Annotated in this window: 20 protein-coding genes; 15 read left to right on the top strand and 5 right to left on the bottom strand. The window is 70.7% G+C overall.

What is annotated here, in order from left to right:
* From ACRYCC_RS38595 to ACRYCC_RS38580, 4 genes are read left to right on the top strand one after another with little or no spacing between them, the layout of a single operon-like run.
* Entirely contained in the window at positions 1-546 is a 546-nt protein-coding gene (locus ACRYCC_RS38595; RefSeq protein ID WP_433819031.1) for a gas vesicle protein, read from the top strand.
* The gene (locus ACRYCC_RS38590; RefSeq protein ID WP_433819030.1) at positions 539-1,354 is read left to right on the top strand and encodes a GvpL/GvpF family gas vesicle protein; all 816 of its coding nucleotides are present in this window, start codon (positions 539-541) and stop codon (positions 1,352-1,354) included. The genes ACRYCC_RS38595 and ACRYCC_RS38590 overlap by 8 nt, the downstream gene beginning before the upstream one ends.
* Complete coding sequence (locus tag ACRYCC_RS38585; RefSeq protein ID WP_433819029.1) at positions 1,351-1,626, top strand: gas vesicle protein; 276 nt, start codon at positions 1,351-1,353, stop codon at positions 1,624-1,626. The genes ACRYCC_RS38590 and ACRYCC_RS38585 overlap by 4 nt, the downstream gene beginning before the upstream one ends.
* Positions 1,623-2,039: a gas vesicle protein K gene (locus ACRYCC_RS38580; protein WP_433819028.1), complete on the top strand. Its 417-nt coding sequence runs from the start codon at positions 1,623-1,625 to the stop codon at positions 2,037-2,039. Before ACRYCC_RS38585 ends, ACRYCC_RS38580 begins: the two co-directional genes overlap by 4 nt.
* Positions 2,040-2,077: 38 nt before the next feature.
* On the opposite strand, the gene ACRYCC_RS38575 is transcribed toward ACRYCC_RS38580, so the two are convergent.
* Positions 2,078-2,353, bottom strand: a complete 276-nt coding sequence (locus ACRYCC_RS38575; protein WP_433819027.1) for a putative quinol monooxygenase — start codon at positions 2,351-2,353, stop codon at positions 2,078-2,080.
* Between the two features lie 306 nt (positions 2,354-2,659).
* On the opposite strand from ACRYCC_RS38575, the gene ACRYCC_RS38570 reads away from it, so the two are divergent.
* Positions 2,660-5,434, top strand: coding sequence for an ATP-binding protein (locus ACRYCC_RS38570; protein ID WP_433819026.1), 2,775 nt, complete (start codon positions 2,660-2,662; stop codon positions 5,432-5,434).
* A gap of 69 nt (positions 5,435-5,503) precedes the next feature.
* On the opposite strand, the gene ACRYCC_RS38565 is transcribed toward ACRYCC_RS38570, so the two are convergent.
* The 3 genes from ACRYCC_RS38565 to ACRYCC_RS38555 all read right to left on the bottom strand — a co-directional run bounded on the left by ACRYCC_RS38565 (position 5,504) and on the right by ACRYCC_RS38555 (position 8,361).
* Positions 5,504-6,340 carry a DUF1801 domain-containing protein gene (locus ACRYCC_RS38565; RefSeq protein ID WP_433819025.1) on the bottom strand — a complete coding sequence of 279 codons (837 nt, stop codon included), beginning with the start codon at positions 6,338-6,340 and terminating at the stop codon, positions 5,504-5,506.
* A gap of 129 nt (positions 6,341-6,469) precedes the next feature.
* On the bottom strand, positions 6,470-7,708 hold the full coding sequence (locus ACRYCC_RS38560) for a sensor histidine kinase (protein WP_433819024.1): 1,239 nt from the start codon (positions 7,706-7,708) through the stop codon (positions 6,470-6,472).
* Positions 7,705-8,361: a response regulator transcription factor gene (locus tag ACRYCC_RS38555; protein ID WP_433819023.1), complete on the bottom strand. Its 657-nt coding sequence runs from the start codon at positions 8,359-8,361 to the stop codon at positions 7,705-7,707. The genes ACRYCC_RS38560 and ACRYCC_RS38555 overlap by 4 nt, the downstream gene beginning before the upstream one ends.
* A 152-nt stretch (positions 8,362-8,513) precedes the next feature.
* On the opposite strand from ACRYCC_RS38555, the gene ACRYCC_RS38550 reads away from it, so the two are divergent.
* The 8 genes from ACRYCC_RS38550 (at position 8,514) to ACRYCC_RS38515 (ending at position 13,575) form a co-directional block, all read left to right on the top strand.
* Entirely contained in the window at positions 8,514-9,023 is a 510-nt protein-coding gene (locus tag ACRYCC_RS38550; RefSeq protein ID WP_433819022.1) for a hypothetical protein, read from the top strand.
* A complete protein-coding gene (locus tag ACRYCC_RS38545; protein WP_433819021.1) occupies positions 9,020-10,075 on the top strand; it encodes a peptidoglycan-binding protein in 1,056 nt (351 codons plus the stop codon). The genes ACRYCC_RS38550 and ACRYCC_RS38545 overlap by 4 nt, the downstream gene beginning before the upstream one ends.
* Positions 10,072-10,764 (top strand): ABC transporter ATP-binding protein, encoded by a 693-nt coding sequence (locus ACRYCC_RS38540; protein WP_433819020.1) that lies wholly within the window; start codon positions 10,072-10,074, stop codon positions 10,762-10,764. Before ACRYCC_RS38545 ends, ACRYCC_RS38540 begins: the two co-directional genes overlap by 4 nt.
* Entirely contained in the window at positions 10,761-11,978 is a 1,218-nt protein-coding gene (locus ACRYCC_RS38535; protein ID WP_433819019.1) for an ABC transporter permease, read from the top strand. The genes ACRYCC_RS38540 and ACRYCC_RS38535 overlap by 4 nt, the downstream gene beginning before the upstream one ends.
* 55 nt (positions 11,979-12,033) lie before the next feature.
* Complete coding sequence (locus ACRYCC_RS38530; protein ID WP_433819018.1) at positions 12,034-12,399, top strand: Mth938-like domain-containing protein; 366 nt, start codon at positions 12,034-12,036, stop codon at positions 12,397-12,399.
* A 133-nt stretch (positions 12,400-12,532) separates the two neighbouring features.
* The gene (locus ACRYCC_RS38525; protein ID WP_433819017.1) at positions 12,533-12,802 is read left to right on the top strand and encodes a hypothetical protein; all 270 of its coding nucleotides are present in this window, start codon (positions 12,533-12,535) and stop codon (positions 12,800-12,802) included.
* Positions 12,799-13,398 (top strand): DUF6879 family protein, encoded by a 600-nt coding sequence (locus tag ACRYCC_RS38520; RefSeq protein WP_433819016.1) that lies wholly within the window; start codon positions 12,799-12,801, stop codon positions 13,396-13,398. The genes ACRYCC_RS38525 and ACRYCC_RS38520 overlap by 4 nt, the downstream gene beginning before the upstream one ends.
* Positions 13,399-13,575, top strand: coding sequence for a hypothetical protein (locus ACRYCC_RS38515; protein WP_433819015.1), 177 nt, complete (start codon positions 13,399-13,401; stop codon positions 13,573-13,575).
* A gap of 91 nt (positions 13,576-13,666) precedes the next feature.
* Here the strand turns inward: ACRYCC_RS38515 and ACRYCC_RS38510 are convergent, their stop codons facing one another.
* Positions 13,667-14,878 carry a hypothetical protein gene (locus tag ACRYCC_RS38510; protein WP_433819014.1) on the bottom strand — a complete coding sequence of 404 codons (1,212 nt, stop codon included), beginning with the start codon at positions 14,876-14,878 and terminating at the stop codon, positions 13,667-13,669.
* Positions 14,879-15,242: 364 nt separating this feature from the next.
* Between ACRYCC_RS38510 and ACRYCC_RS38505 the strand changes: the two genes are divergently transcribed.
* Both ACRYCC_RS38505 and ACRYCC_RS38500 read left to right on the top strand, forming a co-directional pair.
* Positions 15,243-16,007 (top strand): hypothetical protein, encoded by a 765-nt coding sequence (locus tag ACRYCC_RS38505; RefSeq protein WP_433819013.1) that lies wholly within the window; start codon positions 15,243-15,245, stop codon positions 16,005-16,007.
* Positions 16,008-16,083: 76 nt separating this feature from the next.
* Positions 16,084-17,631 (top strand): AbeC-like domain-containing protein, encoded by a 1,548-nt coding sequence (locus tag ACRYCC_RS38500; RefSeq protein WP_433819012.1) that lies wholly within the window; start codon positions 16,084-16,086, stop codon positions 17,629-17,631.
* The last annotated feature ends 10 nt before the right edge of the window (positions 17,632-17,641 follow it).

Below are 17,641 nucleotides of genomic sequence, written 5' to 3'. Positions count from 1 at the left end.
ATGACGGATCCGATGGCGGGCAGGGGAATGACCGGCTACGGACGGTCGCCCGCCCCCGCGCGGCGTACGGAGCCCGCGAACCTCGCCGACATCCTCGAGCGGGTGCTCGACAAGGGAATCGTCATCGCCGGGGACATCCAGGTGAACCTGCTCGATATCGAGTTGCTCACCATCAAGTTACGGCTGGTGATCGCCTCCGTCGATCGTGCCAAGGAGATGGGCATCGATTGGTGGGAGCACGATCCCACCCTGTCCTCGTCCGGTCGCAGTGAGATGGCCGCCGAGAACCGCCGGCTGCGGGAGCGGATCGAAGCCCTGGAAGCCGCCACGGCCGCCGCCGACGAGGGCGCGCAGGAGATCTCACCGGCCGCCGGCCGCCGCGCGCCGAAGCCCGTCGACCGCCGGGAGGCCGCCGAGCCGGACCTGGACGCCGCCGGGCCGGACCACGGCCGCCGCGATTCCGGCCGCCGCGACTACGACTCGGGCCGCCGCGAGCGGACGGGCAGGAGCCGGCTGGACGATTCCGAGGAGGACGGCCGTGGCTGAGAGCGCGATCTACGTCTACGGTGTCGCCCGGGAGCTGCCCGGCGAGGCGCTGGCGCAGGTCGACGGGGTGGGCGGCGCACCCGTCCAGGTCATCGGGCACGGCGGGCTGACGGCGGTGGTGAGCCCGGTCAGCCTGGACGACTTCGGCGAGGACGCCCTGCGGCGCAACCTCGAGGACCTCGGCTGGCTGGAGTCGACCGCCCGGGCGCATCACGCGGTGGTGGACGCCGCCGCGGCCTCCGCCGCCATCGCCCCGCTGGGGCTGGCGACGGTCTATCGCAACGAGGACCGGCTGAGAGCGGCGTTGCGGGACCAGAGCGAGGAGTTCACCCGCGCCCTGGACCGCATCACCGGGCGTACGGAATGGGGCGTCAAGGCGTACGCGGACCTCAAGCGGGCCGCGTCCAGCGCCCCCGCCACCGGGCAGGACGCTCCGGCCGCCCGCCCCGGGACCTCCTACCTGCAACGCCGCCGGGTGGAGCAGCACAGCGAGGAGCAGGCCCGCCGCGAGGTGCTGGCCGTGGCGAGCGACATCGACAACGAGCTTCGCGACATCGCCGCGACCGGACGCCTGCACAGGCCGCAGGACCCGCAGCTGTCCGGCGAACGGGGCTGGATGATCCTCAACGCCGCCTACCTCGTCGACGACGAGCGGGCCGAGGACTTCCGCGCCGCCGTCGAACGGCTGGCCGGCCTGCGTCCCGAGATCAGGTTGCAGCTCACCGGGCCGTGGGCGCCCTACTCCTTCGCGACCGAGAGCGAGAACGAGGACGGTGGCGAGGACGGAGAGGAGGTGTGGATCGGGTGACGAGCGAGCTCCCCGAGCCCCGGGGCGGGCTCCCCGTGAGGGGCCAGCGCGTCGCGCTGGTGGACCTGCTCGACCGGCTTCTCGCCGGTGGCGTCGTCATCACCGGTGACATCACCATCTCGATCGCGGATGTCGACCTGGTGCGGATCTCACTCCGCGCGCTGATCGCCTCCATCCGTCCCGAGATGGAACGGATGCTGGCCGACGAGGACCCGGCGCCGCCGTACCAGACCATCCGGGCCACGGTGTATCGGGAGGACGAGCAGCCGTGAGCGCCTACCCGCCACGCCGGGACGCGGAGGCCGCCGCGGGGCCGGAAGACTGGCACGGGGAGCCGCCCGGCCTGCGCGCGGAGCCGCAGCCGCGGCGCCGCGACCCGTACGTCCGGCGCCCGGAACCGGGGCGGCGGCTGCACGGCAGGCTGGAGACCGACGCCGAGGAGGTGCAGCGGGACCTCGTACGGCTGGTCCTCACCCTGATCGAGCTCGTACGCCAGCTGATGGAGCGCCAGGCGCTGCGCCGGGTCGACACCGGTGACCTCCCCGACGACAAGGTGGAGGAACTCGGGCTGGCACTGATGCGCCTGGACGAGGCGATGAAGGAACTGCAGGAGCGCTTCGACATCGACTCCCGGGATCTGAACCTGGATCTCGGCCCGCTCGGGCCCCTCCTGCCGCCCGAGTGAGCCCACGCGCGTGCGACAGGCCTCCCCGCCGTGCGGGCTCAGACGCCCAGGCCGCCGAGCACGGTCAGCTCATGACCGGTGAACTCGCCCGTGAGCATCGGCATCGCCTCGGCGATGGCGGCCTTGGTCTCGGGGAGCCGCAGGGAAGCGTCATGAGCGTCCTTGCTGTGCCAGACCTCGCTGACCCAGATCGTGACGTCGTCGCTGTCGGACACGCTCACCACGTACAGCTCACATCCCACCTGGCGCAGGCCGTCGACGCCGCGGAGCAGGATGGACACGACCGCGTCCCGGTGCCCTGGCTTGGCCTTCATCGATCCGATGTATCCGTACGCCACCGTCGCTCCCAGCTCGCGGATGCGGCGTCACCGGTCCGACGCCGTCCAGGCAGGTCTCCGAGTATGCCCGCGCCGGCGGCGGAGGTACCAGCGGGCTTCGGTGTGGTCCGATGCGCAGGCTCTTCGGGATCGGTCTCTCACCCGCTGCCGGTGGGACGGCCCGACGAGGTCGACCTCGGAGCGGTGGGCCTGCATATTGGGTGATGCCCTTGCTCCGGCGCCGGGAGGTTCCGCCGCCTGCGAGCTCCCGACGAGGGGTCACGGATCCAGGAAGGTGTCGCGATGGCCGCGCAGTATCCCGGTGGGGTGTCCAGGCGGGAGGCAGAGGTGCTCGCGGCGCTCGCCGGACGCCTGACCAACATCGAGATCGCCGACAGCCTGCACATCTCCGTCCGTACGGTGGAGAGCCACGTGTCGTCGTTGCTGCGCAAGCTCGGTGCCGCGGACCGGCGGGCCCTCGCCGCGATCGGGCAGCAGGCCGGGCGTGATGCGCTGCCCGTCCGGCTGTCGGGGCTGCCGGCCGCTCGGACGAGCTTCGTGGGCCGGGTGCGCGAAGGCGAGGCGCTGCACGGCGCGCTGCGGGAGGCCAGGCTGGTGACGCTGGTGGGTCCGGGCGGAGTCGGCAAGACCCGGCTGGCGGCGGTCGTCGCGGAGCGGGCCGCGCCGTCCTTTCCGTCCGGTGGCTGGTTCGTGGACCTTGTCCCGGTCCGTAGCGGCTTCATTGAGCAGGCGGTGGCGGCGGCGCTGGGGGTGGCCGAGGGCCCGCAGCAGTCGTTGCAGGAAGCGATCGCCGAGCGGCTGCGCGACGGCCGGGCGCTCCTCGTCCTGGACAACTGCGAGCATGTGATCGGCGCGGTGGCGGCGTTCGTGGACTGGGCGCTGACCACCTGCCCGGATCTCACCGTGCTGGCCACCAGCCGGGAACGGCTGGGCCTGCCGGGCGAGCGGATGGTGCCGACGGCTCCCCTGCCGGTGGCGTCGGACGCCACGGTGCTCTTCCGCGACCGTGCCGTGGCGGCCGATCCGGAGTTCACCGCCGAGCCCGCCGTCGTCGCCGGCATCTGCGCGAAGCTCGACGGCGTGCCGCTGGCGATCGAGCTGGCGGCCGCGCGCAGCGCCTCCCTGGGCGCCGACGGCCTGCGGGCGGCCCTCGAGGACAGCCTGCGCCTGCTCAGCGGTGGCAGGGGGGCCGTCGAGCGCCATCGCTCGCTGCGCGCGGTCATCGGCTGGAGCCACGACCTCCTCGACGAGGAGGAACGGTCGCTGTTCGAAAGGGTCGCCGTCTTCGCCGGGGGCTTCGATCTGAACGCCGCGGTGTTCGTGGCTCGCGACGGTGACCGGGCCGTGGTCGCCGACGTGCTCGGCCGGCTGGTCGACAAGAGCCTGGTCGTGCACGAGCGGGCGGCGGCCAGATGGCGGCTGCTGGAGACCGTACGGGCGTTCGCCGGCGACCGGCTGGCGGCGGGGGAGGAACACGCGGACGTCCAGGAACGGTATCTCCGGTGGGCTCAGGTCACGGCCGCGGAGCTGGAGGGCGCGGTCGCGGGCCGCTGGCGCGCGGAGTTCGACGCGGTCGTCGACGACCTGCGGGCCGCCCTCGCGAACGCCGCACCCGGCCGGTCGGCCGTCTCGCATCGGCTGGCCCGCTCGCTCGGCCACCTGACCTACGCCCGCCGCTTCCTCAACGAAGCCCTGGAGCACTACCGGGAGGCGGCCCGGCGCGCCCCCACCCCCGGCGAAGCAGCGGCCGATCTGCGCAGCGCGGCCGACTGCGCGCACGTCGTCGACTGTTCCGACCGTGTCGTCAGTGGGCTGTTGCTGGACTCCGCGGAGCAGGCCCGCGCCGCCGGTGACGGCAACGCCCGGGCGATCGCGCTCGCCCGGGCGGTGGAGACGACCGCCAGGTTCCCGCCCGGCCTCACCATGGATCACGACCCCGGGCAGATCCGTGGCCTGCTGGACGACGCGGTCGCCGCCGGCGATCCGGATGACCCCGTCGTGGCCGCCGGCCTCGCCGTCGCCGGTGTGTGGCACGCCCGAATCCGGAACGAGCCCCTCGACGCGGTCGCGGCCGAGCACGCCGTCGCCGCCGCGCGCGCCGCCGGTGATCCGGCGCTGCTCAGCACCGGGCTGGACGCCCTGGCCTTCGTGGCGGCGGACGCGGGGCGGCTGCGGGAGGCCCACCGGATCAGCCAGGAACGGGTGGAACTGCTCGCCGCCCTGGACCGTGACGACCCGCGTACGGCCGTCGAGCTCGACGACATCCTGCACACCGCGTCCGTCGCCGCCGTCGCGGCGGGCGATCTGCCGGCGGCGCTCTCGGTGGCCCGGCGGGCGCTGGCCGACGATCTGATCGGTGACCATCCCCGCCTCTCCACGAGCAAGGTGATCCCGGCGCTGGTGCTGACCGGCGACTTCGGCGCGGCGCTGCGGTACGCGGAGCGGCTGTGGGACGGCCGGCGCGCGGCCGGTGGCTCCTCGGCGCACTGGCTGGCGCCCGCGGTGTGCGCGGCGGCGCTCGCCTGCGGGCTGCGCGGCGACGCCGAGGCCTTCGCCCTGTGGCGTGCCCGCACCTTCCAGATCGCGGGTGATCTGCAGCCGGACGCGCCCGGCGCCCTCGCGTCCTTCCTGGCGTTCGTGGACGCCCGCGTCGCCGTGCGGACCGGCCGTACGTCCGGCGTGACGGCGCTGACGGAGCGGGCCTTCGGTGCCCGGGGCCGGTACCAGACCTACGCCGCCGCCGCAGGCGCCGAACTCGCCGTCGTCGCGGGCCTGCCCGACGCCGCCGAACGGCTCGCCGCGGCCACCCCCGCCGCGGCCGAGAACGACTGGGCAGCCGCCTGCCTCAGCCGCGCCACCGGCAGGCTGCACCACGACGCGAAGGCCCTCGAGGCCTCGGCCGTCGCCTGGGAGCGCATCGGCGCGCGCTTCGAACGTGCCGTGACCCTGCTGCTGTTGCCGGACCGCGCTGCCGAGGGCCGTGCCGAACTCGCCGTGCCGAGCATCGGCGCACCGGTGCCGGACCCCGCACCGGAACCGTGTCACGGTTCCCGGTGAGGGATCCGGCGGCATCCAAGGAGAATGGGGGCCACGCGTGGGGCACGCGTGGGGACTACGCGTGGGGGGCTACGCGGCGTCCAGCCGTACGGCCTGCCCGATGTAGTCGCGCAGCGCGTCCCGGTCCATGTCGGCCACGCTCTTGATCTTGACGTGCCGGGTCCTCTTGCCGGTGCCCTCCAGCAGGCCGTGGGCGTCGTCGAACTCCGCGCCCCGCTCGAAGGCGAAGGTGACGTGCGTCTTGCTGCGGCTGATGATCGCCAGGAAGTTCCGGTCCTTCCAGGCCGGTGACCCGTAGCGGATCACCTCCTCCGAGCCCGGAGCGCACGCCTTCATGAGCTCGCGCAGGATCGCGACGATGTCCTGGTGTTCCGGCTGGAGCTGTTCCTTGACGTACTGGTCGATGGCTTCGCTGGTCATGAGGGGTCTCCTGGGTGGTCCGTCTCGGGGGGCCGTGCCGGGGCGGGCCGGGCGGTCACGCCCCGCCCGCCCGCCCGGGCAGGCCTGCGGCGCGCCGGCCATGTCCATCCAGATGACCTCCCAGAGGTGCCCGTCGGGATCGGCGAAGCTCCGGGTGTACATGAACCCCAGGTCCTGGGTCTCGTTGGCGGGCCGGCCGCCCACGGCGAGCGCCTTGTCCGCCAGCTCGTCGACCCGGGCCCGGGTCTCGACGCCCAGCGACAGGACCACCTCGGTGGTGGAGGTGGCGTCGGCGACCTCCCGGGGGGTGAAGGTCTTGAAGTAGGACTTCGCGAAGAGCAGCACCCCGGCCTCGTCACTGACGACGATGGCCTCCACGTTCTCGTCGGACCACTGCTCGTTGAACGCGAACCCCAGCTCGGTGAAGAACCGCTTGGAAACGGCCAGATCCTCCACCGGCAGGTTGGCGTACATCTTGACGGACATCTGCGACCTCGTTCCGCTCGGTGTTCCCTTACCTGAAAAGCATCGCTTCCGCACAGGTCACCGGGCATCCGTGCTCACCACGGAAACCCACCACGGAAACCCACCACGGAGACTCACTACGGGATGGCGCTAGGGGCTGGGAGGCATCCGGACGACGAGGGTGAGGCCGCCGCCGGCATGTGGCTCGGCGTGCACGGTGCCGCCGTGGGCGGTGGCGATCGCCCGGACGATCGACAGACCCAGGCCGGAGCCGCGGTCGGAGTCGACCCGTTGGCTCCGCAGCCGCCGGAACGGCTCGAATATCGTCTCGACGTCGTACGGCGGGACCACCGGACCGGTGTTGGCGACCCGCAGCTCCACGAGGTCCGGGGAACGCCCGGTGGTCAGCCAGATCTCGCCGTGCTCGGGGAGGTTGTGGCGGACGGCGTTCTCCACGAGGTTCTGTACGAGGCGTTCCAGCAGGACCGGGTCGCCCCTCGTCGGCGCCGGGGCGAGGAGGCGATGGACGGTGAGCCTCCCTTCCGCGGCCTCCACCTGGTCGAGGACGTGCCCGGCCACGTCGCACAGGTCCACCGGGGTCGGATCGGTGATCGCGTTCTCGCTGCCCGCCAGGGTGAGCAGGCCGTCGATGAGCCGCTCGTGCCGGGCGTTGACGACCAGCAGCGACTCGCCGAGCCGGAGCACCTCGTCGGTCGCGTCCGGTCGCCGTACCGCGACGTCCACGAGGGTGCGGTTGATCGCCAGCGGCGTGCGCAGCTCGTGCGAGGCGTTGGCGACGAACCGCCGCTGCCCGTCAAAGGCGCGTTCCAGGCGGGCCAGCATGGTGTCGAAGCTGTCGGCCAGCTCCTTGACGTCGTCGCCAGGTCCGTCGTAGCCGATGCGTTCGCTCAGGTTGTGGCCCTGCGCGACCCTGCGGGCGGTCTCGGTGACCTGGTGCACGGGTCGTAGCGCCCGGTCGGCCATCAGCCACCCCAGACCGGCCGTCACCACGCCCACCAGGCCCAGGGCGATGCCGCCGCGGGTGAGCAGGGAGTTGAGCATGGCCTGCCTGGTGTCCCGCACCGAGTTGGTGAACTCCGCCGGGCCCGGCGGCTGGGCCTCCTTGGCGCCGGCCGCCCCGCTCGGGCCGGGCCCGAAGGTCACGCCCTGTGCGGCCGAGCCGCGGATCGTGACGGACTGCCCCTGCGGGTCCTGCGCCACCAGCGCATAGATGACCGCGAGCAGGACGAGGCCGGCGGCCAGGAAAAGGCCGCCGTACAGCAGGGTGAGCCGGACCCGGATGGTCGGCCGCAGCCGGCGCGCGAGCGTCCTGGGCCCGGGTCCGGGTCTGGGCAGGGGATTGGGTCCGGGACTGGGCCGGATCATCATGGGATCCGGTACCCCACTCCCGGCACGGTCTCGATGATCGAGGGCTCACCGAGCTTGCGGCGGAGCTTCATCACCGTGACCCGGACGGTGTTGGTGAAGGGGTCGATGTGCTCGTCCCACACCTTCTCCAGCAGGTCCTCGGCCGACACGACGGTGCCGCCCGCGCGGAGCAGCTCGTCCAGCACCCCGAACTCCTTGCGGGCCAGCGGCACGTACCGGCCGTCCCGGCAGACCTCGCGGCGGGCCGGATCCAGCCGTACGCCCGCGCGCTCCAGCGTGGGCGGATCGGCCGGGCGGGCGCGGCGGCCCAGCGCGCGGATCCGCGCGGTCAGCTCCTCGAACGCGAACGGCTTGGTCAGGTAGTCGTCGGCCCCGAGGGAGAGCCCGGCGACCCGGGCGGGCACGTCCACGGCCGCGGTGAGCATCAGCACCCGCACGTGCGCGCCGGACTCGACCACCGCCCGGCACACGTCGTCGCCGTGCACCACGGGCAGGTCGCGGTCCAGCACGAGCACGTCGTAGTCGTTGACGCCGAGCCGCTCCAGCGCCGCGTCACCGTCGTACACCACGTCCACGGCGAGCATCTCGGCCCGCAGCCCCTCGGCGATCGAATCCGCGAGCATCCGCTCGTCCTCGGCGATCAGCACGCGCACTGGCCCCTCCTCGGCTCCGGTTGGCGCCCAGCCTCCTCGGAGGGGCGTAACGCCGGCATAACGGCGGCTTGGTTACGCCCGGGTTATGGCCGGCTGAGTGGAATCCGGTGCCAGGCGCGGGGAGCCACCCGGCGCGGACAGGAGATCCACCCATGCGACGACACACGCTCACCGCGGCGGCCGTCACCGCCGTGCTGGCCTTCGGGCTGTCGGCCTGCGCCCCGGACGGAGGCAAGAACCCCACGGGCGGCCGGAGCCCCGCGGCGCGGGCCGCCGAGCAGGCAAAACTGATCAAGTACGCGCAGTGCATGCGGTCCAACGGGGTCGACATGCCGGATCCCGAGCCTGGAGGCGGGCTCAAGATGGAGCAGCGCGGGGGAGACGAGACGGTCAAGCAGAAGACCGACGCGGCCCAGCAGAAGTGCCGTCACCTCCTGCCGAACGGCGGGCAACCGCCGAAGCTGTCGCCCGCGGACGTGGCCAAGATGCGGGAGTTCGCCAAGTGCATGCGCCGGCACGGCGTCAACATGGAGGACCCGGGCGCTGACGGGCTGATCCGGGTCAAGGAGACGGCGGGCCCGGGCAGCACGACCCGTATGAACGACAAGGACGCCGAGCAGGCCTGCGCGAAGCTCCGGCCGGCGCTCGAGGAGAAAGGGTGATCCCCAGGCTCGCGAAGACGCTGGGTCTGGTGGCCGCCGGAGCGGTGGTGCTCGGCGGGGCGGGCCTGGCGGCCGCGGGGATCGGCGGCGGTGGCGGCACCGCGCCCGCACGCAGCACCCTGCCGCCCGCCACCGCCGCGATCGAGCGGACCACGCTGACCGCGACGCAGGAGGTCGACGGCACCCTCGGGTACGGCGACCCCCGCGTGATCAACGGCCTCGGGAAGGGCACGCTGACCTGGCTGGCCAGAGCGGGCGCCACGGTCACCCGCGGCGAGCCGGTCTACCGGGCCGACACCCATCCGATCCCGCTGCTGTACGGGTCGTTGCCGCTCTACCGGACGATGCGCACCGGCGTGCAGGGCCCCGACGTGCTCCAGTTGGAACGCAACCTCCGGGCCCTGGGCTACGGCGGTTTCACCGTCGACACGACGTTCGGCCCCGCCACCGCCGACGCGGTCGAGCGCTGGCAGGACGATCTGGGCGTCGAGGAGACGGGCGCCGTCGTGCCCGGCAGCGTGGTGATCGCACGCGGTCCGATCCGGGTGGCCGAGCACAAGAAGGCCGCAGGCGACCCGGTCAGCGGGGGACCGGTCCTCACCTGCACCGGCACCACCCAGAGCGTCACCGTCAAGCTCGACGTCGGCCTCCGGCGGCTCGCCAGGAAGGGCACCAAGGCAGCCCTGACGATGCCGGGCGGCGGCTCCGCCCAGGGCACGATCACCGGCGTCGGCGCCGTGGCCACCCGCCCCAGCAGGGACTCCGACACCTCGACCATCAAGGTGACCATCTCGGTCGGCGACCAGAAGGCGCTGGGCGGCCTGGACCAGGCCCCGGTGGACGTCCGGCTGACCGCCGACCGGCACCGCGACGTGCTGGCGGTGCCGGTCGCCGCGCTGCTGGCCCTGCCCGGCGGCCGCTACGGGGTCCAGGTCGTGGCGGGCGGCACGGTCCGTACGGTGCCCGTCGAGACAGGGATGTTCTCCGAGGGCAAGGTCGAGATCAGCGGCACCGGGCTGCGCGAAGGCATGAAGGTAGGGATCCCCGCATGACCCCCGTCGTGGAGCTCCGCGAAGTGTCCAGGACCTACCCCGGCGGCGTCACGGCGGTCGACGCGGTGTCACTGACCGTCGAGCCCGGCGAGCTGCTGGCGATCGTCGGCCCGTCCGGCTCCGGGAAGTCCACCCTCCTCAACTTGCTGGGCACCCTCGACCGGCCGACCTCCGGGACGGTGCTGGTCGACGGCAGGGACGTCTCGCGGCTGTCCGACCGGCAGCTGTCGAGGCTGCGCGGCAGCCGCATCGGGTTCGTCTTCCAGCAATTTCATCTGGCGAACGGGGTACCGGCGCTCGGCAACGTCGCCGACGGGCTGCTGTACGCCGGCGTACCGCTGGGCGAGCGGCAGCGGCGGGCCAGGGCGGCACTGGAGCGGGTCGGCCTCGGCCACCGGCTGGACCACCGGCCGCACCAGCTGTCCGGCGGTGAGAAGCAGCGGACGGCGATCGCCCGGGCCGTGGTCGGGAAGCCGGCGTTGCTGCTGGCCGACGAGCCGACCGGGGCGCTGGACTCGGTGTCCGGCGCCGGCGTGCTCACTCTGCTGCGCGAGCTGGCGGGCACCGGTACGACCGTCGTCGTGATCACCCATGAGCGGGACATCGCGGCGTCGCTGCCCCGGCGGATCGAGATGCGCGACGGCCAGGTGGTCCGCGACTCCGGCGCCGATCTGGTGGTGACGTCGTGAGCCGTACGAGCGCGAGGAGCGCCGACCGGGCGCCCCGCCTGAGCCCGCCGGACGTGCTGCGGGTCGGCGCCGCCGGCCTGCGGGCCCGGCCGCTACGGGTCTTCCTGTCCGCCCTGGGCATCGCGATCGGCATCGCCGCCATGATCGGGGTCGTCGGCATCTCCACCTCCAGCCGGGCCGACCTGCGGGCCACCCTCGACCGGCTCGGCACCAACCTGCTGACCCTCGCGCCCGGCCAGGACCTCTTCGGAGACGCCGCCGAGCTGCCCGGGGAGGCCGTCGGCATGGTCGGCCGGATGCCCGACGTCCTGTCGGCCTCGGCGACCGGCAAGGTCACCGACGCCAAGGTCTACCGCAACGATCACATCCCCGAGGCGGAGAGCGGCGGGATCAGCGTGCTGGCGGCCCGCCTCGACCTGACCCGCACCGTCGGCGCCACGATGGCCGACGGGGTCTGGCTCAACGCCGCGACCACGCGGTATCCGGCCGTCGTGCTCGGCTCGGCCGCCGCCGCGCGGCTGGGCATCGGTGCCGCCGGGCCGGACGTCCAGGTATGGCTGGGCGGCCGGTGGTTCACCGTGGTCGGCATCCTGAACCCCGTCGACCTCGCCCCCGAACTGGACGACGCGGCCCTGGTCGGCTGGGAGGGGGCCCGCACGCGGCTCGGCTTCAACGGGCACCCCACCACCGTCTACACCCGGGCCGCCGAGAACCGTGTCGAGCACGTACGGGAGCTGCTCGCCGCCACCGCCAACCCCGAATCGCCGCATGAGGTCAAGGTGAGCCGGCCGTCGGACGCGCTGGCCGCGCAGACCGCCGCCGATCGGGCCTTCACCGGACTGCTGCTCGGGCTCGGCGGTGTCGCTCTGCTGGTCGGCGGGGTCGGGGTCGCCAACACCATGGTCATCTCGGTGCTCGAACGCCGCGCCGAGATCGGGCTGCGCCGCTCGCTGGGCGCCACCCGGGGGCAGATCCGCGTCCAGTTCCTCGCCGAGTCGCAACTGCTGGCCGCCCTCGGCGGGATCGGCGGGGTGGCCCTCGGCATCGTCGTCACCGCCGTCTACGCCTCCACCCAGCGCTGGCCGACGGTCGTCCCGCCCTGGGCGATGATCGGCGGAGTGGCCGCCACCCTCGTCATCGGCGGCCTGGCCGGCCTCTATCCCGCGATCCGCGCCGCCCGCCTGGCCCCCACCGAAGCCCTCGCCGCCTCCTGATCACTGTCGAGCCTGCGTACGATCCGAGGAAACCGATCCGCCAAGGGAGGCTCCGATGGACCGGTCGCCGCGCATCACGCACCTGTCCTGGGGGCGGATGGAGGTCGAAGGGCTGGAACCCGGCAAGGACTTCGCGCTCTACCCCGGCGGAGGCCGCCCCTGGGACTGGTCCGAGCACGGCACCCGCCATCAGCCCGGCATCCAGCCCGCCGATGTCCAGCAGCTCCTCGACCACGGCTGTAGCGTTATCGTCCTCAGCCGCGGGATGGAACTGCGCCTGCACACCATGCCTGAGACCCTGAAACTGCTGGAGGACGCGGGCGTCCAGGTGCACGTCGAGGAGACGACCACCGCGGTCGAGCTCTACAACCGGCTCACCGAGACCGAGCAGGTCGGCGGGCTTTTCCACACCACCTGCTGACGCTGTCTCTCCGTCTCCTACTGTCGGTCTGGAACAGATCTACCGGGGAATTCCTTGCCCGGTAATTATTGTTCGGATCGTCACCGCGTGCGAAGCTCGGAAGACGCACCGGCGAACGACGTGAGGGACCAGCGTGAAACGACCTTGGGAGGCCGATCCCGCGGCCGGATTCAGGCGGCGGCTGGGCAAATCGGCACTGGAACTCGGCGACACCAATGCCACGCCCGCATGCCCGGACATCTGGGAACTCGACAACGGTGACATCGCGGTGATCGGCCGTGATCTGACCGATCAGTACGCCGATCGGCTGCCGCCAGGTGTGGGCATCGTCGCCGACGAGCGTTTAGTGGTCATACCCCGCAATATGATCATTGCGGCCAAGCCTGACATTCCCGATGCTTGAGCGCCTCGCGCGGCTTCCCGGCAGGGAGCTGGCTGGATGACTATTTCGAGGATTTCGAGGCTCGCTTCTGGCGGGTCGACTCCTCGTGGAAGCTGGAGCGCCGCCAGGTCTTCCGGGAGCCCGACGTGCCGAGCTGGGCGGCGATGGCGGAAGGCGATTGGTCGCGCTCTCACCTGCTCGCGGACCAGATGCGCGCCGGCATCCGTGAACACCAGCGACGCCTCGACGCCAAGGGCATCATCCAGCGCCGTGTGCGGTTCGTGGAATTGCCGCTGTCGGACTACCTGCGGTGGGAGCTGTACGTCCTGCGCATCCGCGCCGATCTCGGCGAGCGCATCAAGGTGCTGTTCCCCTCCGTCGTCGCCTCGATGGAGGTCGTCGAGTTGTTGCCGGAGATCATCGTCCTCGGCGACCGGGCCGTTTATCAGGTGCGCTATGACGGCGACGGGATCGTCTGCGGTGCGAAACTGCTGAACGACCCACAGGTCGCGGCGCGATGCCGTACCGAACTGGAGGCGCTGTGGCGCCAAGGCGAAGAGCTGAGTAACTTCCTGTCCAAGACCGAAGCGCTGACAGGTTCGCGCGAAATCTTCTAGATGACCGGTGAGGCAGTGAATGGCAGGCCGATCACGGCGACCGGCTGGGCCGACACCCGCACCCTGTGCATCGACACCTCCGAAAGCCGCCGAGCCCGCCGGTTCCATCAGATCCTGGACGAGGAGTACCTCAAGGTCATCGCGCCCGGCCCGTCTCCCGCCCCGCCCACCCAGTGACGGGAGCGAGACCGCGCTGAGAGCGCCGTAGAGGCGTATGGGCCCCGCGACGTCATCGCCTCCGCCCCCGAGTTCCGTCGCGGCGGAGGTTTCACAGGACCCGGTGCCGTTCGTCGAGGAACGTGGAGCCGGCGAGCACCGAACGGATGCGGTCGAAGAGCGGACCGGAATCGGAGCTGATCAGGTAATGGGGCATGTCTCCGCGTTCGATGCGGCGGCCCCCCTCGCCGGTGGCGAACACGTAGGGGGAGTAGAGAACGAGGCCGAGCGGGGAGTCCAGATCGATGCCGAGCGCGGCCAGTCCGGGGAAGTCGGCCGCTTGGTAGACGTGCAGGCCGTCGGCGTCCGCGCCGTGGGCTTCCTTGAAGTGCGCGAATCTGTCCAACGCCCTTTTGATCTTCGCGGTCAGGTCTTCGCGGCGCAGCCGGGAGTAGATCGAGGTCACCTCGGCGGTGGAGTCCAGCAGGACACAGCGGTACGTGCCGCCGCGGCGGAGGAAGCGCAGGACGGCATCCCGGTAGGTCGCCGGGCGCTCGGTGGTGACCAGATAGTTCGAGCAGGTGTTCAGCGCGGTGCCGATGTCGATGATGTCCGCCGATGCCACATCGATCAGCCGTGCCTTCTCCCGCTGGCTGGGACGTTCTGGGTAGGCGTGCAGAAGGGTGCCGCCGCCCAGTCCCGACTTCGTCAGCCAAGCGCGGCGACCGTCGCCGCTGCGCCCGGTCACTGACATCAGGTGGATGGTCTGGTCCTGATGCGAGCCGACCGGTTCGAACGACTCGGCATGGTGGCCCGCGACCTTGAACACGGCCTCGGAGATGGCAAGGCAGTCGGTCGGGGTGACCTTCTCGAGGTGCGCGGCGAAGTTGATGTCCGGAGAGTGGATGGAGCCGGTGCCGTTTCCGCCCGAATACCGCACGGCACCCTTGTGGACGGCGACACGGATATGCAGGTCACCCTGGATACCGATGCGCTTGAGCTCGTCGCATACGTGGTCGCGATCCGTTCGCAGTACACCGACGCCCGCTCCCAGCGCCACATCCCGGGCGATGCTCTCGCTGTCGTCGTGGATCGCGAAGAAGCCACCGTCTCCCCGCCAACTCCACAGTGCCGCCCGAGCGCAGTGATGCTCTTCCGCCAGCGCCATCACCCTCGCGATGATCGATTCCCGGAGCAGATCGAATGCGTGGGTGACCTTGTCGCGGGGGTTGGAGTCGACGATGTTCGAGTAGCCCGAGGCGTCGACGAAGAGCAGATAGACGTTGTCGTAGGTGCTTCCGGCCTGGAACGACGTGCTGTGCACGAGTGGCGCTCCTTGTGATCCGCTCTGTACCGATCAGCCGAGGTCGTCCGGCGCTCCTGGCATACGGCGCGGTCAATACGGCAAAAATGCCCTATACGTAGGATAGCACTCATATCCTGCCTAGTGCTTGACTATCTATATAACAGGATATTTTGGGCATATGCAATAAATAGTGCGTGTTCCAATAAAGGCTACCCCTCTTCTGTATTCGGTACCTCCAGGAATTGGAGTTAGCAATTCGTGACCATTGCCCGTCGTCCTGCCGTGTGAATCCGGTCGTCATATCTCGTGTATCCCGAGTACAGGGTGATCGATTCGGGTCGGCCGGTAGACGATTTCGTGATCACAGCAGGGGGTGGTTGTCGTGGCGACCGAGGACGAGTCTGCCGAGTTCTACGATTCCGACGGCTTCGGCAAGTTCGAGGTGCACCGTTATTCGATATCGGCGTTCGCCTCGCTTTCCAGCGGCGCCCGGAACTCCGCCATATCACTACTGATCGCTCCGTGGGTGATTCTCCTGGTCGTCTTCCTGATCGCCGTGTGGCCGTCCGGCGGCGGCGAGGACTCGTACCCGACCGCCGCGCCGCTGAGCGAGGGGACGGGCCTGCCCTCGTCAGGTCCGGAGAGCTACGAACCCACGGCGGAACCGTCGGCCGAGGTGTCGCCCGCGACCTCCGATGCCGCGACGCAGGCGAGTGGCTTCGACCGGTTCCTCGATCAGGCAGCCGCCGACCACCAGGCGGTCGACGCCGCGGTCACAGACATCCAGCAGTGCGGTAGCTCGATCCAGAACGACATCGCGGTGCTCGACCAGGCGGCGCAGAGCAGATCATCGCTGGCCGATCAGGTGGAGCAGGCGGATATGAGTGAGGTGTCCGGCGGTCCGGAGGCCGTCCGGACACTGTCCGCCGCACTCCGGGCTTCAGCCGAGGCGGACAAGGCGTTTTCGGCCTGGGGGACCGACATGAGCGTGACTTGCACTTCCAGGACGAGTGTCCGGAACAGCAATTACAAGAAAGCGATGACGATCGGTAAGCGAGCAACCCAGAACAAGGAGAGCTTCGTGATCGTCTGGAATGCCATTGCCTCCTCCTACGGTCTGCAGCAGCGCGAGCCCTCATCTCTTTGACCTGCCGGGCACGGCACCCACGGTTCCTCGTGGGCTCGGGGCCGGTCCGCCACCGCATGCGGAGAAAGGAAAGATCATGATTGGCAGCGAAGACGACGGCGGTGCGGCGGGCGAGGGCCGGCACGCGTCAGCCGTGACGCCCTCGGCCGTACGGAGCGATCAGTCGGGCACGCAGGCGCAGAGCATGGTCACTCGCCTGCTCTGCGCGGGGGTTCATCTGGACGCGGCCTACGCCGAATCGGTCATCAAGGAGCTGCTCAAGAGCGGACGCAGGTTCGTCGCGCCCTCGTACGGCTTCGATGTCCTCCCGGTGCTCGGGCACGCCCTGCTGGCCGGCGACCGGCAGAAGCTGAAGCGGCGAGTGATCTTCCTGAGCCCGCTGGTCCCCGTCGTGTGCTTGGTCTTCGGCGGAAAGGGACTGGTCATCGGGGTCTTCCTCTGGCTGTGGCTCACCTGGGCGGCGATCTTCCTGGAGAAGCTCACCACACGGCAGATCCTGACCTCGCGGCTCAAGACCTCCACCGCCGGCCAGACCCGCTTCAACGGCGGCACCCCCCGGCACCGCCAGCTCACCGAGACCGTCTCCCGGCGTATCGCCAGGGAACAGGACAGCCGTAACGGAGTGGTCTACTACAGCGGCTACCGTCCGTTCGTCGGAGCCGGTACCTCGATGAAGTCCTGGTCCTTTCCGATTCTGCTGAACGCGGCCTCCGATCCGATGTCATCGAACGGCATGACGAGCGTGGCGGCGGAGTCATCGAACAACAGGCAGATCAAGAGTTTCACCCGCGACGAGATGTTGTCCTATGTCGAAGAGCGCTTGGAGCTCGCACTGCGGACCGACGTGCCGGAGGAGGAGAGGGTCGCCGGGCTCGACCTCACCCGCCGGTGGTACCGGACCGCCATCGGACGCCATCGGCCGCGACCGTCGGAGGAGCCCGGTGCCCTGCTGCGGCAGGGGGAGGAGGGGTACGACGCGGCCCGGGAATACCTCTGCATCCGGGTGGGCGCCTGGGAGCAGGAACTCATGAACTCGCTGTTCGTGAACTTCGACGTACGCGGCCGCACTCTCTACTGCGAGTTGCACGCCTATGTGCTCCCGCCGATCCAAGCGGCCTACCACGAGGTGGACCGGATGCCGGAGCGCATCTCGGGCCGAAAGGTCGCGGAGATCGCGGGCGAGTCGTTCCTGGTCATGATCGGTGAGGCCATCGGGGCGGGAATCACCATCTTCTTCTGGCCGCTGAGGCTGTTCCAGCTCTGGCAGTCCCGTAAGTCCCTGGACTCGGTGCAGGAGACCGAGGTCGACGAAGCCTGGGATCATCCGTCCCATCGAACGGACGAGATCAAGGACTTCGGGGCCCGCCAGAGCATCCGGGAGCTGGCCACGAGCACCAAGTTCCATCATTTCTTCCAGTCCGTGGACGCCACCAAGTACGCAAAGATCGTCGAGCGCAGGCTGCTGGAGATAATCCTCGACTTCCTCGAGGAAAAGAACGTGGACACGGGTGAATACCGCGCACGGCAGGCCGCCATTCTCAACTACGGCATCATCCAGACCGGAAGCGGCAAGATCGTGAACACCGGCACCATGGCGGTGGGGCAGGATGCCAGCGCCTCCTGAACGCTGCCCG

This window comes from Actinomadura scrupuli (assembly GCF_050971785.1).
Classification (GTDB): Bacteria; Actinomycetota; Actinomycetes; order Streptosporangiales; family Streptosporangiaceae; genus Actinomadura_E; species Actinomadura_E scrupuli.
This window is presented reverse-complemented; position numbering and strand designations above follow the sequence as displayed.